Below are 18354 nucleotides of genomic sequence, written 5' to 3' on the forward strand. Positions count from 1 at the left end.
CGACATCGCCATCACCCCACACAAAACGTCGGTCTCCACGACCACAACCGGATCGTGGAGACCGACGTCACGCGAGGGCCGAATAAACCAACAGCATCCTCATGGACGCGGCCCACACGTGATTCATGTCTCCGAATCGGTCACGGCGTCAGGACGCCCGCATCCAGCCGGGCGACTCGATGCCCCAGAATTCGTTGAGTGCCAGGCAGGCCGACCGGGACTCGGGGCCGAGGTCACCCCAGAGCACTCGGAGGTCGAACCCCTGGTCCGCGGCGATGAGCAGCGCTTCGAGGAAGCCCGTGACAACGGCCGTACGGTCTTCCTGCGTACCGGTCGCCTGGACCCTTTCCAGGACGTCGAGGGCGTTGCGACGTTCCTGGGGGCTCATCGCGGACGGGTCCTCGGTGAATGCCTGCGTGAGGTTTCCGAGGCGCACCGTAAGGGGCGGTACGTCGTTCTCGTCCACTTCCGCGGGAACACCGTACTCGTCGGCTTCGGGCTCGTCCTGCCACTCGGCGACCGCTTCCCGGTCCCGGTCCGCGAGGACGCGGCCGGCCCCGACGAACTCCCGCCACCACGGTGGTGTCGACATCATGTGCCCTTCAGCGTGTTCCGGAGGTCACGCCACACGTCGGTCGCCGACTGGCGATCGTAGGCGCTCGCCTCCTGGTTCTTGGCGAGCCACCTCTCCAGAGCAACGCTGTACTGTTCCGCCTTGGCGATGTGGTCACTGCCTCCGACGAGCTTACCGGTGAGTTCCGTGAACCGTACGGCTGCCCCGGTGCTGCCGTTGCCGATTTTGGCGCCGGGCCGCCACATGTCATTGAACAGCTTCGCGAGATCCTTGTTCCGCACGACCGGCTTGTCCATCTGGGCCCGCAGGATGTCCTTGTACTGATCGTGGGAATGGGCACCCGAGCGGCTGCACCACGGCGCATTCGGCGTGGGCACGGTCAAAAACGGCCGGATCGGCGTCACCGGCAAGGCCGGTGCCGGCGTCTGCAAGGGCGACACCGGAAGCCCCGCATTCCGCGAGCAGAACGGCCGGTACCAGTTCGCCGCCATCAGCAGCGCGTCCTGGCAGGGCGGATGCTTCGGCACGGACGACGTCGAAACCCGTAACAGCGCGGTCGCGGTCCGCGTCGACGACATCAACGAATGGGCCCGGACCACCGTGCGCAGGCCGGCCCTGAAGTCGCTGGCGAACGACACATACGTCACCGCGGAAATCAACGACCCCGACGGCGACAACGGCCTGCTGCGCGCCCGCTCCGACCGCGTCGGCGCCTGGGAGCGCTTCACCGTCGAGCGCGTGGACGCGATGCGGGGAGCGGCGGGGACCGGGCTGTAAGGCGGGGGCTTGGCGTGCCGGCGCCGGTTATCCGAATTTGCCAGGTCCGGTCCTGACACCGGCACGCCTCACCGTCACATCCGAACGGATTCGCGGCGCCACTCCCTCGACTAGGACGCGCGCTTGACCCACGTGATGGGAACGGAGTCCGTCGGCGCCTGGATGAGCACGCGTGCGGGAATCAGACCGATCTTCTCCGACTTCGCGCCGGTGTTCTCGACCTTGTACACGATGTAGCCGGTGTACCACCCACCGTTCGCGCGCCCTTCGAGCCATCCCGTTTCCTTATCCGGAATGTCGATCTCCTTGCGCTCCTCGACCATGCTCTTCCACTCGTTCGTGGTCTCGGTCGACTGGTTGTACTCGTAGTTGCCCTCAAGTGCGCCTCCCTTGCCCTCCGGCATGAGGGAGAAGGTGAGCTTGCCGCCCCCCTTGTGGCCACTGACCGTCTTCTCCTGCTTGGTGACGGTGGCTTGCGTCACGAAAGTGAGCTTCGCCTTACCGGTGGTCTTTGACGAGGTCTGCAGAATCGGGTACTTCGTGTCGAGCTTTCCCACGAAACCACAAGAGAGTTTGCGTTCCGCCTTTTCCAGTTCCTGGCCGGACTTGCCGCACACGTCCTTCATCGGCCAGTTGCCCAGCCAGCCGGCATCCCTGTCTTCCTTGCTGCTCGTATGGACGTCCGTCGACTCCTCGGGCTTGGTGCCGGGGCCGAAACCGAAGCCCGACAGCGACGACTGAGCGTCCTTGACCGCCTGGTCGGGCGAGTAGACCTTCTTCGCGTCGTCGAGTGTGATCTCCTTCGTGTCCTGCCCGGTGACCGGGTAGCCCTGGATGGCCGCCTGATCCTTGAGCGGCGCGCTCCTGCCGAGGAGGTCGACGACCTCCTGCTCGCTCTTGTAGAAAGTGTTGCCTTCATCGGCCCAAGCCGTAGCGGGGGCACCGGCGAGCGGGGCCGCGAGGAGCGCCGTCGCGGCGACGAGAGCCGCACGCCGGGCTCTCCTTCCTGGAGACGTGCCACGGATCGTGCGGAACGCCTGTGTTCTGACGTGTGACATCTCATTTCCCTTCCTCACGCCGGTGACTCACGCCGGTGACCGGAGCGTCGGCAGCGGTGGTGCATTCCGCGTACGGCCCTGGCGTATGGGTGGCGTGAAACGCGCCGCAGGCCCCCGTTGGGCGCCTTCCCACAAAACAACCGATGCGTTTCGTGCTTGGCTCGTATGCGGCTTGATTTCACGATGGAAGCTCACGGAGAGCCCGGTGTCGACGCTTCGGAATCAATTCTTCGGTCGGGCCCGACTGTCTCGTGGGCTACCACGAATTGCGACCGCCCGACCACGAGAATCAGGGTGCTTGACCACAGCTGTGAACCGTATGACACCGGCTGAACCGGAATACGGGAACAGGGCGGCGGCCCTGCGGCCGAGCACGAGCGACGCAAAGTGCTCATGGACCGGCCGGAACGGTGATCGTGATGCCCCGCCCACAGCGCATACGCACCGGCACCCGCTGCTCAAAGCCAGTCCCGCCGCTGGAAGATGATGTACAAGCTCGTACACACCACCGCCATCAGGACGACGGCGAAGGGATAACCGAAGGCCCGGTGCAACTCCGGCATCCGGTCGAAGTTCATGCCGTAGATCGTGCCGACCAGCGTCGGGGTGAACAGAATGGCCGCCCGCGAGGAGATCTTTTTGAAATCCTCTTCCGGGCGGCCCTCATCTGGGCTTTTGTGTTGTGGTGGCAGTCTGACCAGGGCAAATGGATCTTTCAGGGTCTTTCGATGTGGCTCAGCTTCACGCAGCCGATTCTTCCCATGGGTGACGAGGCTGACCAGGACCCAGGCCGGGCGCGCGGGGGTGACAGGGCGCGAGCGCCCGGGGCCGATGTCGCAGCTGACGGCCGGCCGCAGGGCGCCTACCGTCCGGCAGCGGTCACCAGGTGGGGTGGTGGCGGGCGATCAGTTCGGGGAACCCTCTGGTCAGGCCCTTCATGACGTTATCGCCGTAGCAGGCGAACAGGGGGTTGTCCGGGTCCAGCGTCACGCCGCCCGCGGCGCTGACGTACCGGCTCGGCAGGGGCCGGACCGACGCCTCCAGGCGAGGGCTGTAGAAGAACGGCATGGAGTACCGGTCGACCCCCGGGGCCGGGCGGACGACCCGGTGAACGGTGGCCTTGAGGTATCCGCGCGTGGCGACCTCCAGCAGTTCACCGAGGTTGACCACGAACGCGTCCGGCAGGACCGGGACGTCGACGAAGTGACCGTCCTCGACGGCGACCTGCAGCCCGCCTTTGTCATCCTGCACCAGCAGGGTGAGCAGTCCGTAATCCTTGTGGGTGCCCGCGCCGGCGCCCTTCGGGACGCTGCCCGCCGTGGCGTCCGGCCCCGGGTAGTGCAGCAGCTTGAAATGGATCTGCGGCTCCGGGGTGACCACATCATCCAGGAAGCCCTCGGGAGTCTCCAGGGACTCCAGGATGAGCCTGAGCATCCGGTGCGAGAGGCTCGTCAACCGGTCCATCCATGCCAGTACGGCCGGCCGCAGCTCCGGCAGGGCGGCCGGCCACTGGTTGGGGCCGACCAGCCACTGGTACGCGGGCTCTCCCGGGCCGGGGCTCCGCGCCGGGCGCTCGGGACCGATGTCCAGCTGCCGGCGCTGGTCCGGGATGCCCCGGGTGCGCTCCCGCCCCATCGCGGAGTAGCCGCGGAAGTGTGGGGAGTTGAGGACGTCGAGAGCCGCGTGCTCCGACTCCGGCAGGGAGAACAGCCGACGCGTCAGGTCGAGCAGTTCGGCGGCGCCGGTGACGCCGTGGCCGGTGAGCTGGAAGAACCCGATGTCGTGGACGGCGGCCCGCAGCCGGTTCAGGAACCCGGCGCGCGCGTTCGGACCTTGTTCGCTGTCCCGGAGATCGATCACGGGAATCGCTTCTGGCATGGAGTGCTCCTGGTTTCTCGATACGGTTGTGAACCTCACCAATTGCGTTGCGGTTCCGGACCGGCCCGCACGGAGGCGGCACGCGGGGACGGGGAGAAGGCAGAAGACGGGGCAGTTACAGGGGCGTGGGAACGGCCCGCGTCGACCAGGTGTCCGGCCGACGCCGTTGCCGATGCCCCGTCAGGACAGTGCAGTGCCGTGCAGGGTCACCGCGTCGGCCGCCCGCTCCAGTGCCGCCGCGCAGTCCCGCTCCGTCTCGGCGACGGCGACGAGGAGGGCATACCGGGAGCGGGAGTCGCCCGGCGGGTACAGCCGCAGCTCCCGGCCCGGGGCCGTCAGCACCCGTACTTCCCGGATCTCGGGCGGCAGCCGGTCCTCCGCGATCTCGACGGACTCGACCCGTACCTCCCTTTCGGGATACAGGAAGCGGACCGCGGCCGTTGCGGAGGCCCCGGACGTCCGGAAGTCCGGCGTGGCGCCGACCGCCAGATCGGCCGCCATCAGGCCGATCTCCAATCCGGTGACCAGGCCGCCGAGGTACGGGACACGGCCGCCGCCGATCCGTGCGTTGATCTCCACGACCTTCGGGCCGGAGGAGGTCAGGCGCAGCTCGGTGTGGGTCACCGTGTCGGTCAGGCCGACGGCGGTGTGGGCTTTCTGGACCACTTCGAGCAGAACGTCGTCGGACAGCAGCGGATCGTCCGCCCGGACCGTGTGGCCCACCTCCTGGAACCCGGGGGCGTAGCCGAGCTGCTTGTGCGCCACGAACAGCGCCGTGACCTGCCCGTCGCGGCAGACCGCCTCCACACTGATCTCGGGTCCGTCGAGGAACTCCTCCACCAGGGTGGGCTGTGCGTACCGGGGCACCTCGTCGAACCAGATCCGGCCCGCCTGCTGGTAGGCCCGTGCCAACTGCCGTTCGCCGCCGACATAGGTCACTCCGCAACTCGCTGAAAGCGCCCGGGGTTTGACCACCACCGGATAGCCGATCCGGGCTGCTGCCTCGCTCGCCTCGGCCAGACTCGCGACGGCTGCCGACCGGGCCTGCGGGACACCGGCCCGGTCGAGCGCCTTCCGGCCGGCGTACTTGTCCCGGCACGCCCTCACGGCCTCGCGCGGGCTGGTACGCAGCCCCAGCGCGGTCGCCAGCTCGGCGACGGCCTCTACACGCGTCTCCTCATAGGTGAGCACACCCGCGCATCGCTCGGGGTGGGCCCGGACGGCGGCGGTCATCGCCGTGACGTCCAGGGTGTCCACCACACCGAACGAATCGATGTAGGGCTTTTCCCAGGTGGGAGGCGCGGGGCACAGCAAATGCAACCGGTATCCGGACGCCATGGACCGCAGTACGTAAGCGCGCCAGTGCTCGCTGCCGCTGCCTACCAGCAGCAGGAGCGGCCGCCCCGAGGAACCGGCCGAAGAGCAAGCCGCATCAGTGGTGTCGGTGTTCGCTGTCGGCATGTGGGCCGGTTCCTCCGTCGTGTCATGCGTGGGGCGGCAGGCGGGGCGAGTGGTGCGGGGCGGGGACTCCTGACGCTGTCCACCCGTCGGTGGTGGACGCATCGGCCGGTGACGGGCCGGTCGTGGGCGCTTTGGGCCCGGTCCCATCGTGGGCGCCTCGGGCCCTTGTCCCAGGGCACTCACATCATCACGTGACCGGCAGCCGTTATCCACCGCTGCTTTTTACGCCAAATGGGCGTGCACCCTATTTGGTTCGGGTTCTCTTCCCGGCAGAGTTGACGGGTGAACCGAGGAAGCGTGCCGCCCTTCGCCGGAGAAACGCATCTGCGCCCGCCGTTGGGGGCAGGTGGCAGCAGCACACCCCGCACGGGACGCGCAAGGTGAATTCGACCGTCACTTCTTCGGTGTAAAAGATGCACGTGGACAACGCTGCCCGGACCGAGTGAAGATGACGAACGGACAGGGGCCGATACTTCAATGCCCGCCAGGCGCACCATTCCACTGCTTCGATAACTGTTCCTCCTCCGGCAACCGTCACACCACACCCGCCGCATCAACGCCGCGGCGCCTCCCGCCGTCGCACCACCGAAGCCGCGCCGTACGGGTCGACAGGTGCGCACTCAAGTCCACCAAGCCAGGTACCGCGTGTTCCGATATCGAGGCCGAGCGGCAGCGCTTCGGGGCTGTGCCCACTCTTGCGCGTCGGCTCTTCTTCTCTTCCGGGGGCCGACGGTGTCGCCTTGACAGGGCGGATGCCCGGCTGGTGCCCCCACTCCGTGCACGTCGTGAGCGAAGGAGTACCCATGCTCTCAGCGGACAAGAACCGCATCCTTTCCCAGGTGCAACGCGGTACGCGAATGGGTGAACTGCTGCGCAGATATTGGCATCCGGTGGCGCCGGTCCTGGAGCTGACCCAGCGTCGCGTCAAACCCGTACGGCTGCTGGGGGAGGACCTCGTCCTGTTCCGCAAGCCGGACGGCAGCCACGGTCTGATTTCCCGGCGCTGCCCGCACCGGGGCACCGACCTCGGTATCGGCTGGGTGGACGGTGACGTGATGCGGTGCGCATACCACGGGTGGGGATTCGACTCCGAAGGCCGTTGCACGAGCCAGCCGTTCGAGGAGACGGGCCCGTCCGGCGGATTCCGCGGCAAAGTCGGCGTCGCCGCGTACCCCACCACCACGCTCGGCGGGCTGATCTGGGCCTATCTCGGCCCCGCCCCCGCGCCGCTGCTGCCCGACTTCGAGCCGTTCACCTGGGAGCACGGCTTCGTCGAGATCATCATGACGGAACTCCCGTGCAACTGGTTCCAGTGCCACGAGAACAGCATGGACCCCGTCCATTTCGAGTGGCTGCACCAGAACGGGAACGCCGTACGCAGCGACCCGGAATCCCCCACGTATGTGCCCCGGCACCTGTCGATCGACTTCCTGGAATTCGAGCACGGTTTCGTCAACGGGCGGGTGGTGGAAGTCCCCGACGTCCGCCCGACAGGTTCCTACTCGAGCACGAACGACGTGACCGACGGCGGGATCCTCAGCCTGTGGCCCTACACCCTCGCGTCCGGGAACACCATCGAGTTCCGGGTGCCGGTGGACGAACGGCGCACCCTCAATTTCACCTGGCAGTACTCCGTGCTCCCCGACGACGTACCGCCCGGCCGGCAGGATCCCGGCGCGATTCCGTACTGGTACGGCCCGCTCACCGACCCGGCGACCGGTGACATCATCACGTCGCACACCGGGAACCAGGATTTCGCCGCGTGGATCGGACAGGGAACGTTCGCGGACCGGACCGTCGAGCAGCTGGGGCGCGGCGACAAAGGCATCACCCTGCTACGGCGGAGGTACTTCGAAGCGATGCGGAAAGTGGCGCAGGGGGAGGACCCGCCGGGCACGGTGCGCGACCCCGCGGCCAATGTCAGCATTCAACTGCCCCTCCTCGGCAAGGCCCGCTACACACAAGGGGTGCCGCGCGAGGTTTTCGAGAAGAAACTCACTGTCCGCAAGAAGAACGGGCTCCTCGGGATCGGCGGATTCTGGACGGTGCAGGCCGGGCGGCCGAGCCACCTCCAGAAGGAGTACGACGAGATCGCGGGCGTCGTACGGAAGGCGCCTGCCGGCAGCGTCTGACGCCTTTCGGGCAGGCGTCACTCATACGGACCATTCAGCTGTCCGAGTCACTCACCCGGATCATTCACCACAGTGACTCGGCCGGCGGAAGGGCACCCTCACTACCCGGGCTGAGCGGCCGTCGGAGGAGATGATGACAGCGAGGATCCCAACAGGCGGGTGCATGGCTGTATCGCCGCGGTCTCTCCGTCGGCGCGACTCATGGGGGGTTCGAACGACACGCCCCGTCGGGGAGTTGATCGATGTGAGTTCACCGGGCTGTCCGGAACCACTGACGCCGCTTCGAGGTCGCTCCGCGTCACGTGTCTCCGGAGAGCGGCATCACGAGAGGACGGAGATGAATGCGGAGGCACTGCGGTCGCTCCTCACGGAGCGGCGAGCCTCAGTAGCGCCGGAATCCCATGGCCTCACACGGCCCAGGGGAAAGGGCCGACGTGCCCCCGGTCTCGCCCAGCACCAGGTCGATCTCCTGCTCAACCGGGGCTGGGGGACCTATCAGCGTCTGGAGTCCGGCAAGTACCGGAATCCGCCCGTGGACTTTCTGCGGGACCTCGCCCTGCTGCTGCGGCTTTCCGAGGTGGAATGGGTGGCCCTGTGCCGCTACGCCGGCATCGGCGACCCGCCCAGGCCCCTCACGCCGCAGTCCGGGCAGGAGGTGCCCCAGGTGTGGCAGGAGGCTGTCGCCGGAATGACCCACGCCGCCTGTGTCATTGACGCATCATGGAACATTCTTGCCCATAATCAGCCCTTCACCGATATTTTTCCGTACGGGAAACGCCCCACCAATACGATGCAGTGGATGCTCTTCGACGGTCGGCCCCTGCTCACCGACTGGGCCACCACCTGGGCACCGCACCTCCTGCCCCTCCTGCGGGCCGATCTGGCCGCCCGCCCCGACGACAACACGCTGCGCCGGTTCGAGGCGGCCGTACTGACGGATCCCTGCGCGGCGCCCCTCTACGAGACCGCCGGTGTGGCCGTCCACCCGGACGAGGACAGGCGTCCGCTGCAGCATGCGCGGAGCGGTCCGGGCTGGGTCAAGATGTGCATGGCGCAGCCCACCACCTCACCCGGCACCCGCCTCATCATCCTGATCTTCACACCCTGCGCGGGAGGCCCGGCCGGTCCGGCGAGCGGCGTCTGCGGCTCGGCCACGTCGGTGGCCGGACGGATGGCCAGGCCGCCGTGTTGCGACAGCCGGCCCCCGCGTGACGCGCCGGCCCGAGCCGCGGAGAATCTCCGCGCGATACTTTCCGCCCACCGCTGAAGCGTCGTTGCGGGCCACCGCTCCCGAACGTGGTGGCTGTCCGTCTCCCCTCCGTACCAGGGATCGAGTCGATGTCTGCTGCCCCGGAAGTGTCCGCCGCCCCGGACGGCCGTGCCCCACGGCGTCTGCTCTCCAGTTACCGGGACCTGATGGCGGTCCCGGGCTTCTGGAGGAACGCGCTCGTCGGAATGATCTCCAAACTCCCGCCCAGCATGGTCACGTTGAGCCTGCTGCTGTTGGTCGGCCGGGACTACTCGTACGGCACCGCGGGCCTGATGGTGAGCGGTTCGGCGATCGGGCAGGGGGTGACGGCGCCGCTGCGCGGACGGCTGATCGACCGGTACGCGCCACGTCCGGTCCTGCTGGGCTGCTTGACCGCCTATCTGACGGTGACCGCGCTGCTGCTGTTCATGGTGCGGAACGGGGGGCCCGTGCCGGTGATCCTGGTCACCGCGGTCGGTCTGGGGGTCACTGCCCCGCCGGTCGCGGTCATGATGCGCGCGGTGTGGTACTCGACGGGCGAGGGGGCGACGCTGACGACGGCCATGGCCCTGGATTCGTCCATGATGGGTGCCGCGCTGATCACCGGCCCGGTGCTGGCCGGCTGGCTGAGCCTGTCGGTGTCGCCCGTCGCCCCGTTCTTCGTCACCGCGACGCTGACGGCGCTTTCGGTCCTCCTCCTGCTGGTGGACGCCCCGGCCGCGCCGCGCTCCGCCGCCGGCGCCCGGGGGCACTGGCTGGGGCCGCCGGCCTCACCCCCCGTGCGGCGGCTGCTGGCCGCGAGCGGACTGTTCGTGACCGCCGTGACCGCCGTCGACGTGCTCCTGCCGCTGTACGCCAAGGAGCACGACGCCGGCGCGTACACCGGTCTCTACCTCGGCGCACTGTCCGTCGGCAGCGTGGTGGGGAGCTTCGGTCTGGGGGCCGTACCCGACCTGCTGGCCCGTGGACCGAAGGCATTCGTCCTCCTGATCGTCTTCGCCCTCGGTACGGGAGTGCTGTGCCTGGGCACGCGGCTGTCCCCGGAGATGGTGCTGCTGCTCTGCCCGGTGGCCGGGCTGGCCATCGGTTCCACGTTCGGGACGCTGCGGACGATCGGCGGCGATCTCGCGCCGCCCGGCCGGATGACCGAGACGATGTCCTGGCTCAGCAGCCTCGATCTGGCCGGGGGTGCGGTCGGCGCCGCGGTCTTCGCGCATCTCGCAGCCGCCCGGGGAAGCGGGACGGCACTGCTCGTGGTGCCCGCGGTGGCTCTGCTGGCCGCGGTGTTCGGCTGGGGCGCACAAACGCGTGCGGAGCCGCTGACGGCCGACGCGAACGGCTCCGGTGCCACGCGCGGCTGATGGCGCGGCTCCGGTGTCCGCGGGGTGGGCCACGAGGCGCCGGCGGTGTATTCGTGCGTGCGCGCCGCGAACTCCCCGACGCCATGAACGGCTGCAGAAAAAACTGTCCTTCACTGACCCGATAAATGGGACTAATGAGGTCGGGAAAGACAGGGAACGATAAATACAGAGAATTCTGTTCTATCGCTCTCCAGGAAACCTGTGCGCGGGCGCGGTAGGTGCGTCGGTAACAGCGCGAACCCGGTTCGCACCGTCGGACGGCATCAGCGGCATCCCGTCCTCGCCTTCCACACTTGCCATCCGGAAGAAACCGCGTTCGGTGCGGTGCGCCTCGGCCCGATGCGGCTCGCCACCTGCTGCCTCACAGCCCGCTGCGCACGCCCGGGCGCGGCGATTGCCGGATGACGTAACGAGCGTCCCACGGCCCCGCGGAGCTTGCACGCCCGGAGCTTCGGTGTCTTGTCATCGCTGTTCGAAACGACGGAGGTTGACCCCCATGAACAGCATCGTCGTCCTCAACCCGGTGAAGTTCGGCCTCCATTACAAACGGGCGGTCCAGGCCAGAGGACACCGGCTCATTTCACTCTACTCCTTCAGCGAGGAGTTGCTGGAAGAACGCTGGCCCTGCCATGCCGATGGTGACGATGTCTCCCTCTACAGCCGGGACCTCGATGGGATGCTGAATGAACTGGAGCCGTACCGGGACGACATCCGCGCGGTGCTCTCCGGCAGCGATGCGTCCGTCGACCTCGCCGACCGTCTGGCCCACACGCTCCGCCTCCCCGGCAACTGCGTGGAACTGGCCCATGCCAGGAACCACAAGGACGCGATGCGCCGGGTGGCCGGACAGGCGGGGCTGCGCATCCCCCGGTACCGGTTGGTCACATCGATCGCGGACATCCCCGCCGCCGCGCACGAGGTCGGCTTCCCCGCCATCGTGAAACACACCCAGGGGAGCGAGTCCCACGGCGCCGTGCTGCTTGCCGACGATGCGGCGCTGGCCGGCCTGGACCGCCTGGTGAAGTTCGACAACTTCCGTGAGCCGGTCCGGAAGTGGCTGGTGGAACAGTACATCCGCGGCCGGGAGATCGCGGTGAACACCATGAGTTACGACGGGCAGCACCAGATCATCGACATGTGGTTCTACTCCCAGCCCGACGACTCGGACTACGACTTCCCCTACTGGAACAACGTCCAGATCAACCGCGAGGACCCGGACTGGGACCGGGTGGCCGCCTTCACGCACGAGGTTCTGGATGTCTTCGGCGTACGTATCGGCCCCGGGCACACAGAGGTGAAGTGCAACGCGGACGGCGTGTACCTGATCGAGGTCGCCGCACGCCTGGCCGGCGGTCCCGTCACGGACATGTGGCTGGCACACAGCGACTTCAACCCCTACTACGCCGATATCGACTGCCGTACCGCCCGGCGCCCGGAAGCGCTGGGGCAGCACATCGCGTTCGACGCGGCCTTCGGCGCGATCGCCGTTCGCAACGAGGGCGCCCCGGGAGTCCTGCGGGAGATCAAAGGGCTGGACGCGTTCTCCGCGGGCCCGGGTGTCGAAAAGGTACTGGTCGCCTATGCCCCCGGTGACTGGGTCCCCACCACGGACAGTACGACCAATATCCCGCTGGGCGCGTGCGTGTCCGGTGACACCGTGGCCCAAGTCCGTGAGCGAATGCACCGCTTGCGCGATCTCGTACAACTCGATATCGACCGGGAAGCGGACGGGCCTTCTGATGCTTGACTTCCGCAGCGACACCCTCACCAGGCCCCGCCCCGGGGTGACCGCGAGCAACCGGGTTGCTCCGCGGCGGTGCGCCCTGCCCACGCTGCCCGGCCTGCGGAAGACACCCCCGCGGGAAAGAGCGACGTACGGACACGAACGGAAAGGGAAAGGCCGATGACGTCGGCCAAGACGCTGGTCGTCCTGTCCGGCGGCATCGACTCCGTCGTGCTCGCCCACGCCTGCAAGGCCGAGGGAAGAGAAGTATCCGCCATCGCGATCGACTACGGCCAGCGCCACCGCAAGGAACTGGAGTACGCGGGACGGGCCGCCGGAAAGCTGAACATCGACCTGACCGTCGCCGATCTCGGCGGCTATTCCCGGCTGATGCGTGGCTTCTCCCTGACGGACGCCGACGTCACGGTTCCCGACGAGCACTACACCCGTACCGGAAGCGTCAATGTCGTCCCGAACCGCAATCCGGTCTTCATGACGGTCGCCTACGCCCATGCCGTACTGGCCGGAGCGCAGGAAATGTGTCTCGGGTTCCTCGCCGAGGACGCGGCCACCGCGCCGGACACCTCGCCCGCGTTTCTGACGGCATTCAACGCGATGGAAGCCCGAGCCCTGGAAGGGCTCGCTGATCCACCACCCCGTGTGACCGCCCCGCTGCTCACCCTGCGCAAGGCCGACGTTCTGCTCCTGGGCACGGAGCTCGGCGTCGACTGGCGCGAGACTTGGACGTGCTTCAAGGGCGAGCGGTTCCACTGCGGAAGCTGCGCATCGTGCCACGACCGCCGGAACGCTTTCGCCGAAGCGGACCTCACCGACCCGACCCGGTATCAGAGGTGAACTCCGCTTCCGACGAACCAAGAAGGACCAGTCGAAGAAGCCGAGCCCATGCCGGCCGAAACGGCCTGACGAGTATCGAGAGACCAGAACGGACGGAGCTGCACCCATGTATGCGATCACCAAGGAATTCCACTTCTCCGCAAGCCACCAGCTCGGCGCCCTGCCGGCAGGACACCAGTGCGCCAGAATGCACGGCCACAACTACCTGGTGGTTCTCGAACTCCGCTGCGACGACACGGAACTCACCGAGCCCGGTTTCGTACGCGACTACGGGGAACTCGACGAGTTCAAGCACTGGCTCGACGCGACCTTCGACCATCGGCACCTCAACGACGCCGTCCCCGGAATGAACCCGTCCGCGGAGAACCTGGCCTGGTGGGTCTATCACCAGTGGGTCGAACGGCTGCCGGAACTGAGCTGTGTACGGGTATCGGAAACGCCCCGGACCTGGGCCACCTACCGTGGGAAGTAAGAGCGGTGCGATGAGCCGGCAGGAGACAACACGCGGCCGGAAGATCGTCGTCAATGAAATCTTCGGCCCGACGATTCAGGGCGAGGGCCCCTCCATGGGGCGCATCTGTTCCTTCGTCCGGCTCGGCGGCTGCAATCTGACCTGTACCTGGTGCGATACGCCGTACACCTGGGACTGGACCGGGCAGAGCAACGAGGGCACGGCGTACGATCCGAAAGCCGAATTGCACGCGATGCACGTCCCCGACGTGGCGGACCGGCTCAGGGCCATGGAAGTCCGGCTGGTCGTCATCTCCGGTGGTGAACCACTCCAGCAGCAGCAGGCCGTGACGCTCCTGTGCCACATGCTGAAGGAGAGTGGGGTATCCGTCGAGATCGAAACCAACGGGACCATCGCGCCATCGCCCGCATTGACGGCGACGCAAGCCCGCTTCAACGTCTCGCCCAAATTGCGGCACAGCGGCATGGGGCCGGAACGGACGGTGGTACCGGTCGCGTTGCGGGCCCTGAACGCCACCGGTGGCGCGGCTTTCAAGTTCGTCTGCCGTGGCCCGGCTGATCTCGAAGAGGTCGACGCCATCGTCGCGCGCCACGGCCTGGAATCCGTCTGGATCATGCCGGAGGGACAGGACCAGGAGACGCTGACCCGCCATATGTCGTCGCTCGCCGACGCCGTCGTCGCCCGGCGGTGGAACATGTCGACCCGTATCCATGTGCAGGCGTGGGGGAACCGCAGGGGTGTGTGATGGTGAAAGCCGCCTGGGAAAGGCAGGAAGCGGTCGGCGTATCCGTCGACGCCGCCCGGCTCGAAGAGCTGGCCCGGCAGATTCTGATCGAAATCGGGGAGGACCCCACCCGCGAAGGGCTCCGCGAGACTCCGCGACGTTATGCCAAATGGTGGAAGGAGTTCGTGGAGTACGATGCCGGAAAGGTGGATACCCTGTTCGAGAGCAGTACCCTGGGCCAGACGGTCATGGTCTCGGGCATGACCGTCTGGTCGTTGTGCGAACACCACTTGCTTCCGTTCAGCTGTGACCTGACTGTGGCCTACAAGTCCGGCGGGGTACTGCTCGGACTCTCGAAGTTCGCCCGTATCGCGCACAAGCACGCACACAAATTGCAGGTACAGGAACGACTCGTGGTCGACATCGCAGACGAGATCTCCGACATCACCGGGACGAATGACTTGGCCGTGATGGGGCGGGGTGAACATCTCTGCATGACCATGCGCGGTATCCGTACGCCTTCGACGATGTCGTCATCCATTTTCCGTGGGGTGTTCGACCAGTCGGAGCGTGCCCGGGCGGAACTCTTCGCCCAGCTCGGGGTGAAGTGACCGCGGTCGGCCGCGGGGCGATGGCCGGGAGGCGCGGTCCCCGCGCGTACGGGGCGGCCCCCTGTGGCCGGCCTCGGGCCAACTGCCGGCGACCAATTCGACCATGAGGTTCCCGGACGAGAGAAACACGTAACACCCCGTGCGGCCGGCGGCCTCCGAGTCGAGGGCTACCGCTCCGCCGAAGGCCGGGGCCTTCAGCGCGGGCCTTCGGCGGGGCGGATACGGCGGGGCGCGGGTGGGTGCGTGAGTTGCCGCGTTGCACGGACGCCGAGGGGTCCCCACAGTCGGTTGCTTCCGAGCCGGCCGGGCACTTCGCAGAGCTTCCTGCCGTCGAAGTCGAGTTGCCCTGGGGAGGGCCCGAGCCCGAGCGGGGGACGAAGACGTTCCCCTGATGTTGACCACGACTTACGGTAACGCTGTACGCGCCAATATCTTCAACGTCGAGGTCTGGAAGCCGACTCTGGCTGCGGCCGGTGTCATCCCCATGCGGGAAAAGGGCGGACGGTGGCAGATTTCCCGGAAGGACGGCTTCCCCGTCCTTGGGCATACCTGTGCCTCGATTATTCTCGAAGCCGGCGAGTCCGTGGTCACACTGGCACGTTGGCTCGGTCATTCGAGCCCTGACATCACGCTGGGCCATTACGCCCACTTCATGCCCGGGGCCGGAGACAAGGGGCGCAAGTCCGTTGATGTGTGACTCAACCAAGTGGCCGTAGCTGCGTAGTCAACCAGACGGCTTCGCTTCAATGGGGCCATCAAGACAAGAGCGGGGTGCAGCTTTCGCTGCACCCCGCTCCCTCACGCTGTCCTTCCGGTCCGGTCCGGTCGTCACTCTTGGGGCGCGCCGCGCGCACCCTGCGGCGTTCGACCCGCAGCGCGCTTGTGCCGACGCCGATTGCTCAGAGCCAATCCCGGCGCTTGAAGATGACGTACAAACCAGTACATACAACCGCCATCAGGACGATAGCGAAGGGGTAGCCGAACACCCAGTGCAACTCCGGCATGTGGTCGAAGTTCATGCCGTAGATCGTGCCGACGAGCGTCGGGGCGAAGAGGATGGCCGCCCACGAGGAGATCTTCTTGATCTCCTCGTTCTGTTCGAAGCCGGCTTCCGCGAGGGCTCGCATCTCGGCGTTCTGCTGCTGGTTCACCAGGGTGGCGTTGACGGTGAGGATGTCCTGGAGGGCCTGGCGGAAGCCGTCGACGCGTTCGGTGGTGTGGGTGGCGTGGTCGGCGACGTCGCGGAGGTAGCGGCGGAGTTCTTCATCGATGCCGTATTTCTCGAAGCCGGCGGTCAGGCTTTCCAGCATGCCGTTCAGCGGACGGGTGGCGCGCTGGAATTCCACGACCTCGCGGGAGAGTTCGTAGATACGGCGGGAGACCCGCGGGTCGCCGCCGAAGACCTCCGTCTCGATCTCGTCGATGTCGTTCTGGACACCGGCGACCACCGGCGCGAAATCGTCCACGACCGCGTCGAGGATCGCGTACAGGACCGCCTCCGGCCCGCGCTTGAGCAGTTCCGGGGTGGCCTCCATGCGGCGGCGTACGGAAGGCAGGTCGGGGGCGCCGCCGTGGCGTACGGTGATGACGAAATCGGGGCCCACGAAGAGGTGCAGCTCACCGAAGTCGACCTCTTCCGGATCGTCCAGGTAACGGGCGGCACGCAGGACGACGAAGAGGGTCTCGCCGTAACGCTCCAGTTTCGGCCGCTGATGGGCCTCCAGTGCGTCCTCGACCGCCAGCGGGTGAAGGTCGAATTCCGAGGCGAGGGTGACCAATTCGGAGGACGAGGGCCGGTGCAGACCGATCCAGGCCATGGAACCGGCAGTGGTGCGCAGGTTACGGAAGGTGTCGGCGAGAGTTTCGTGGGTACTGAGGCGATAGCCGTCGCGGTAAAGCGTGGCGTTGATGACACTGCCGACGGGTGCGGAACCAGTATCCGGAGTCTGGGCGTCCGGTGTGGTGTCCACCGGCGGGGTGGCGGACGCGGGCCGCTTCTTCGCGGGCTTGCGGAGACCGCGCAAGGCGCGCAGCCCACGGGCGGGAGGATCAGTGCTCATGGCGGAACCGACCTCCGTGACAGATGGGGTGAACAGGAACACGAGAACTCGACGCAGGATATATGCCCGGGGTGTCGGCACTGCTCAGCGGCCATGGTGCAGGATGGAGGAAGCAAGTGACGCCGTCCGTGTGTCGCACCCGAAGCCGTATATGCAGGTATCCCTACAATTGCGCGATGCAGATACCGAAGTTGTTCAGTGCCCCTCCGGGAGAGGTGATTCGGTGAACCGGCCCGACGCCACCGACGAACAGTGGGAAGGGCTCGCCGAGGTCGTTCCCCTTCGCAGCGGCAGTGAATGGCCTTCGTGGCCCGACCACCGCGCCCTGCCCGAGGAGGAACCCGGCGAGGAGATGCGGCGGTTCGTCGTCATCCGGGTGCAGACCTTCGCCGATGCGCGTGAGGTCGCCGAGTACCTGATGGCGCAGATCCCGGTCCTGCTCGACCTCAGCAGCGCCGACGCCGACGTGGCCAAACGGATCCTGGACTTCTCCAGCGGAGTCGTCTTCGGGCTCGCCAGCGGCATGCACCGGGTCGACACCAACGTCTTCCTGCTCACGCCCGTCGGTACCGAGGTCGCCGAGCCGCCGGCCGGTGCCGTACCCCGATCGTAGGAAGGCGTTGCAGCCGTAACGGTTTTGCGTTCGCCGGTTGCCTAGCGTCCTCGTATGGACACGGAAAGTGTGCGTCCGGCGGTCACCGAATTACGCCTGTCCGCCTTCAAGACGCATCGTGGCACGACCGTGCCGCTGGGCCCGCTGACGCTGCTGACCGGCCCCAGCGGCAGTGGGAAGTCCAGCGTGCTGCAGGCGTACGAGATCCTCGCGCGGCTCGGCAGCGGCGCCCGGCTCGGCTGGGCTGTGGGGGCGGCCCCGGGCGGCGCGGTCGGCTGCGTACCGGCGTGGGCGCGCCCCGACGAGCAGGGAAGACGCGGGTTCCGCATCGGCTGCACGGTCGACGGGCCGGTCGGTCCCGTCCGGCTCGACGTCGCCGTACAGGCCGAGCCGGAACTGCGCATCGTCGGCGAGCGGCTGACCGGCGGCGGTGAAACCCTGCTGTCCACGGCGCTGACGGACCCTGCCCGGCGCGCGGTCCAGGCCGCCTGGTACACGGCCGGATCGACGCCGGTGACGCGCGCGCCGCTGCCCGACGACCGGCTCGGTACGGCTCTGCTGCCGTTGCGTGTCGCGGGCAAGACGGCGGGGCAGCGGCTGGTGCTGGCGGCGGCGGAGCAGATGGTGGTGGCGCTGCGGTCGGTGTTCGCGTGCGATCCACGGCCGGAGGCGATGCGCGGAGCCGGGCCCGGGGGCGGGGGAAGCGCGAGCGCGGGGAGTGGTGCGGAAGCGGGTGGTCCCGGGGGCGGGGGCGGTAGTGGAGGCACGGGAGCTTCTGGAACTGGTGGTGGGGGTGGGGCTGGAGC

The 18354-nt window shown here is 67.5% G+C and carries 18 protein-coding genes and 1 pseudogene; 12 read left to right on the plus strand and 7 right to left on the minus strand.

Going from position 1 to position 18354, the window contains the following annotated elements; translation table 11 throughout:
- Nucleotides 1-148: 148 nt before the first annotated feature.
- Together IH45_RS0139170 and IH45_RS0139175 are read right to left on the minus strand one after the other, a co-directional pair.
- Complete coding sequence (locus IH45_RS0139170) at nucleotides 149-595, minus strand: DUF7674 family protein (RefSeq protein WP_158813421.1); 447 nt, start codon at nucleotides 593-595, stop codon at nucleotides 149-151.
- A complete protein-coding gene (locus IH45_RS0139175; RefSeq protein WP_158813423.1) occupies nucleotides 592-951 on the minus strand; it encodes a type IV secretion protein Rhs in 360 nt (119 codons plus the stop codon). The genes IH45_RS0139170 and IH45_RS0139175 overlap by 4 nt, the downstream gene beginning before the upstream one ends.
- Here IH45_RS0139175 and IH45_RS0139180 point away from each other — a divergent pair.
- Complete coding sequence (locus tag IH45_RS0139180) at nucleotides 944-1351, plus strand: fascin domain-containing protein (RefSeq protein WP_030680593.1); 408 nt, start codon at nucleotides 944-946, stop codon at nucleotides 1349-1351. The genes IH45_RS0139175 and IH45_RS0139180 overlap by 8 nt on opposite strands.
- A gap of 110 nt (nucleotides 1352-1461) precedes the next feature.
- On the opposite strand, the gene IH45_RS0139185 is transcribed toward IH45_RS0139180, so the two are convergent.
- The 4 genes and pseudogenes from IH45_RS0139185 to IH45_RS0139200 form a co-directional block, all read right to left on the minus strand.
- Entirely contained in the window at nucleotides 1462-2409 is a 948-nt protein-coding gene (locus tag IH45_RS0139185; protein WP_030680596.1) for a hypothetical protein, read from the minus strand.
- A 458-nt stretch (nucleotides 2410-2867) separates the two neighbouring features.
- Nucleotides 2868-3059: pseudogene (locus tag IH45_RS1000000147390) on the minus strand (CorA family divalent cation transporter); the annotation flags it as partial.
- Between the two features lie 229 nt (nucleotides 3060-3288).
- Nucleotides 3289-4287: an isopenicillin N synthase family dioxygenase gene (locus IH45_RS0139195; RefSeq protein WP_030680600.1), complete on the minus strand. Its 999-nt coding sequence runs from the start codon at nucleotides 4285-4287 to the stop codon at nucleotides 3289-3291.
- A 180-nt stretch (nucleotides 4288-4467) separates the two neighbouring features.
- Nucleotides 4468-5748 carry an ATP-grasp domain-containing protein gene (locus IH45_RS0139200; RefSeq protein WP_078897998.1) on the minus strand — a complete coding sequence of 427 codons (1281 nt, stop codon included), beginning with the start codon at nucleotides 5746-5748 and terminating at the stop codon, nucleotides 4468-4470.
- Nucleotides 5749-6551: 803 nt separating this feature from the next.
- Between IH45_RS0139200 and IH45_RS0139205 the strand changes: the two genes are divergently transcribed.
- From IH45_RS0139205 to IH45_RS01000000144580, 9 genes are all read left to right on the plus strand, one after another.
- On the plus strand, nucleotides 6552-7880 hold the full coding sequence (locus IH45_RS0139205; protein WP_030680604.1) for a Rieske 2Fe-2S domain-containing protein: 1329 nt from the start codon (nucleotides 6552-6554) through the stop codon (nucleotides 7878-7880).
- Nucleotides 7881-8412: 532 nt separating this feature from the next.
- Nucleotides 8413-9147 (plus strand): MmyB family transcriptional regulator, encoded by a 735-nt coding sequence (locus IH45_RS0139210; protein WP_063763098.1) that lies wholly within the window; start codon nucleotides 8413-8415, stop codon nucleotides 9145-9147.
- A 71-nt stretch (nucleotides 9148-9218) separates the two neighbouring features.
- Nucleotides 9219-10490 (plus strand): MFS transporter, encoded by a 1272-nt coding sequence (locus tag IH45_RS0139215; RefSeq protein WP_234440844.1) that lies wholly within the window; start codon nucleotides 9219-9221, stop codon nucleotides 10488-10490.
- A 496-nt stretch (nucleotides 10491-10986) separates the two neighbouring features.
- Entirely contained in the window at nucleotides 10987-12237 is a 1251-nt protein-coding gene (locus IH45_RS0139220) for an ATP-grasp domain-containing protein (RefSeq protein ID WP_032919225.1), read from the plus strand.
- A gap of 156 nt (nucleotides 12238-12393) precedes the next feature.
- On the plus strand, nucleotides 12394-13068 hold the full coding sequence (locus tag IH45_RS0139225; protein ID WP_030680613.1) for a 7-cyano-7-deazaguanine synthase: 675 nt from the start codon (nucleotides 12394-12396) through the stop codon (nucleotides 13066-13068).
- A 106-nt stretch (nucleotides 13069-13174) separates the two neighbouring features.
- Nucleotides 13175-13540: a 6-pyruvoyl trahydropterin synthase family protein gene (locus IH45_RS0139230; protein WP_030680614.1), complete on the plus strand. Its 366-nt coding sequence runs from the start codon at nucleotides 13175-13177 to the stop codon at nucleotides 13538-13540.
- Nucleotides 13541-13550: 10 nt separating this feature from the next.
- Complete coding sequence (locus IH45_RS0139235; protein WP_030680615.1) at nucleotides 13551-14285, plus strand: 7-carboxy-7-deazaguanine synthase QueE; 735 nt, start codon at nucleotides 13551-13553, stop codon at nucleotides 14283-14285.
- Entirely contained in the window at nucleotides 14285-14875 is a 591-nt protein-coding gene (folE, locus tag IH45_RS0139240; protein ID WP_030680617.1) for a GTP cyclohydrolase I, read from the plus strand. Before IH45_RS0139235 ends, folE begins: the two co-directional genes overlap by 1 nt.
- A gap of 391 nt (nucleotides 14876-15266) precedes the next feature.
- Nucleotides 15267-15572 (plus strand): site-specific integrase, encoded by a 306-nt coding sequence (locus IH45_RS01000000144580; protein WP_050515502.1) that lies wholly within the window; start codon nucleotides 15267-15269, stop codon nucleotides 15570-15572.
- Between the two features lie 202 nt (nucleotides 15573-15774).
- On the opposite strand, the gene IH45_RS0139250 is transcribed toward IH45_RS01000000144580, so the two are convergent.
- Nucleotides 15775-16935 (minus strand): magnesium and cobalt transport protein CorA, encoded by a 1161-nt coding sequence (locus IH45_RS0139250; protein ID WP_030680619.1) that lies wholly within the window; start codon nucleotides 16933-16935, stop codon nucleotides 15775-15777.
- 223 nt (nucleotides 16936-17158) lie between these two features.
- Here IH45_RS0139250 and IH45_RS0139255 point away from each other — a divergent pair, with 223 nt between their 5' ends.
- Together IH45_RS0139255 and IH45_RS0139260 are read left to right on the plus strand one after the other, a co-directional pair.
- A complete protein-coding gene (locus IH45_RS0139255; protein WP_003980851.1) occupies nucleotides 17159-17548 on the plus strand; it encodes a cell division protein SepF in 390 nt (129 codons plus the stop codon).
- A 54-nt stretch (nucleotides 17549-17602) separates the two neighbouring features.
- On the plus strand, nucleotides 17603-18354 hold a 752-nt coding region (locus tag IH45_RS0139260), incomplete at its 3' end, for a biotin transporter BioY (RefSeq protein ID WP_032919227.1).

Source organism: Streptomyces rimosus subsp. rimosus, from assembly GCF_000720725.1.
Taxonomy (GTDB): Bacteria; Actinomycetota; Actinomycetes; order Streptomycetales; family Streptomycetaceae; genus Streptomyces; species Streptomyces rimosus_A.

Bases quoted from the DNA above. Each gene is read 5' to 3' on its own strand.
- IH45_RS0139170 (WP_158813421.1), bottom strand. From the start codon at position 595: ATGATGTCGACACCACCGTGGTGGCGGGAGTTCGTCGGGGCCGGCCGC.
- IH45_RS0139185 (WP_030680596.1), bottom strand. From the start codon at position 2,409: ATGTCACACGTCAGAACACAGGCGTTCCGCACGATCCGTGGCACGTCT.
- IH45_RS0139195 (WP_030680600.1), bottom strand. From the start codon at position 4,287: ATGCCAGAAGCGATTCCCGTGATCGATCTCCGGGACAGCGAACAAGGT.
- IH45_RS0139200 (WP_078897998.1), bottom strand. From the start codon at position 5,748: ATGCCGACAGCGAACACCGACACCACTGATGCGGCTTGCTCTTCGGCC.
- IH45_RS0139205 (WP_030680604.1), top strand. From the start codon at position 6,552: ATGCTCTCAGCGGACAAGAACCGCATCCTTTCCCAGGTGCAACGCGGT.
- IH45_RS0139215 (WP_234440844.1), top strand. From the start codon at position 9,219: ATGTCTGCTGCCCCGGAAGTGTCCGCCGCCCCGGACGGCCGTGCCCCA.
- IH45_RS0139220 (WP_032919225.1), top strand. From the start codon at position 10,987: ATGAACAGCATCGTCGTCCTCAACCCGGTGAAGTTCGGCCTCCATTAC.
- IH45_RS0139225 (WP_030680613.1), top strand. From the start codon at position 12,394: ATGACGTCGGCCAAGACGCTGGTCGTCCTGTCCGGCGGCATCGACTCC.
- IH45_RS0139230 (WP_030680614.1), top strand. From the start codon at position 13,175: ATGTATGCGATCACCAAGGAATTCCACTTCTCCGCAAGCCACCAGCTC.
- IH45_RS0139235 (WP_030680615.1), top strand. From the start codon at position 13,551: ATGAGCCGGCAGGAGACAACACGCGGCCGGAAGATCGTCGTCAATGAA.
- folE (WP_030680617.1), top strand. From the start codon at position 14,285: ATGGTGAAAGCCGCCTGGGAAAGGCAGGAAGCGGTCGGCGTATCCGTC.
- IH45_RS01000000144580 (WP_050515502.1), top strand. From the start codon at position 15,267: ATGTTGACCACGACTTACGGTAACGCTGTACGCGCCAATATCTTCAAC.
- IH45_RS0139250 (WP_030680619.1), bottom strand. From the start codon at position 16,935: ATGAGCACTGATCCTCCCGCCCGTGGGCTGCGCGCCTTGCGCGGTCTC.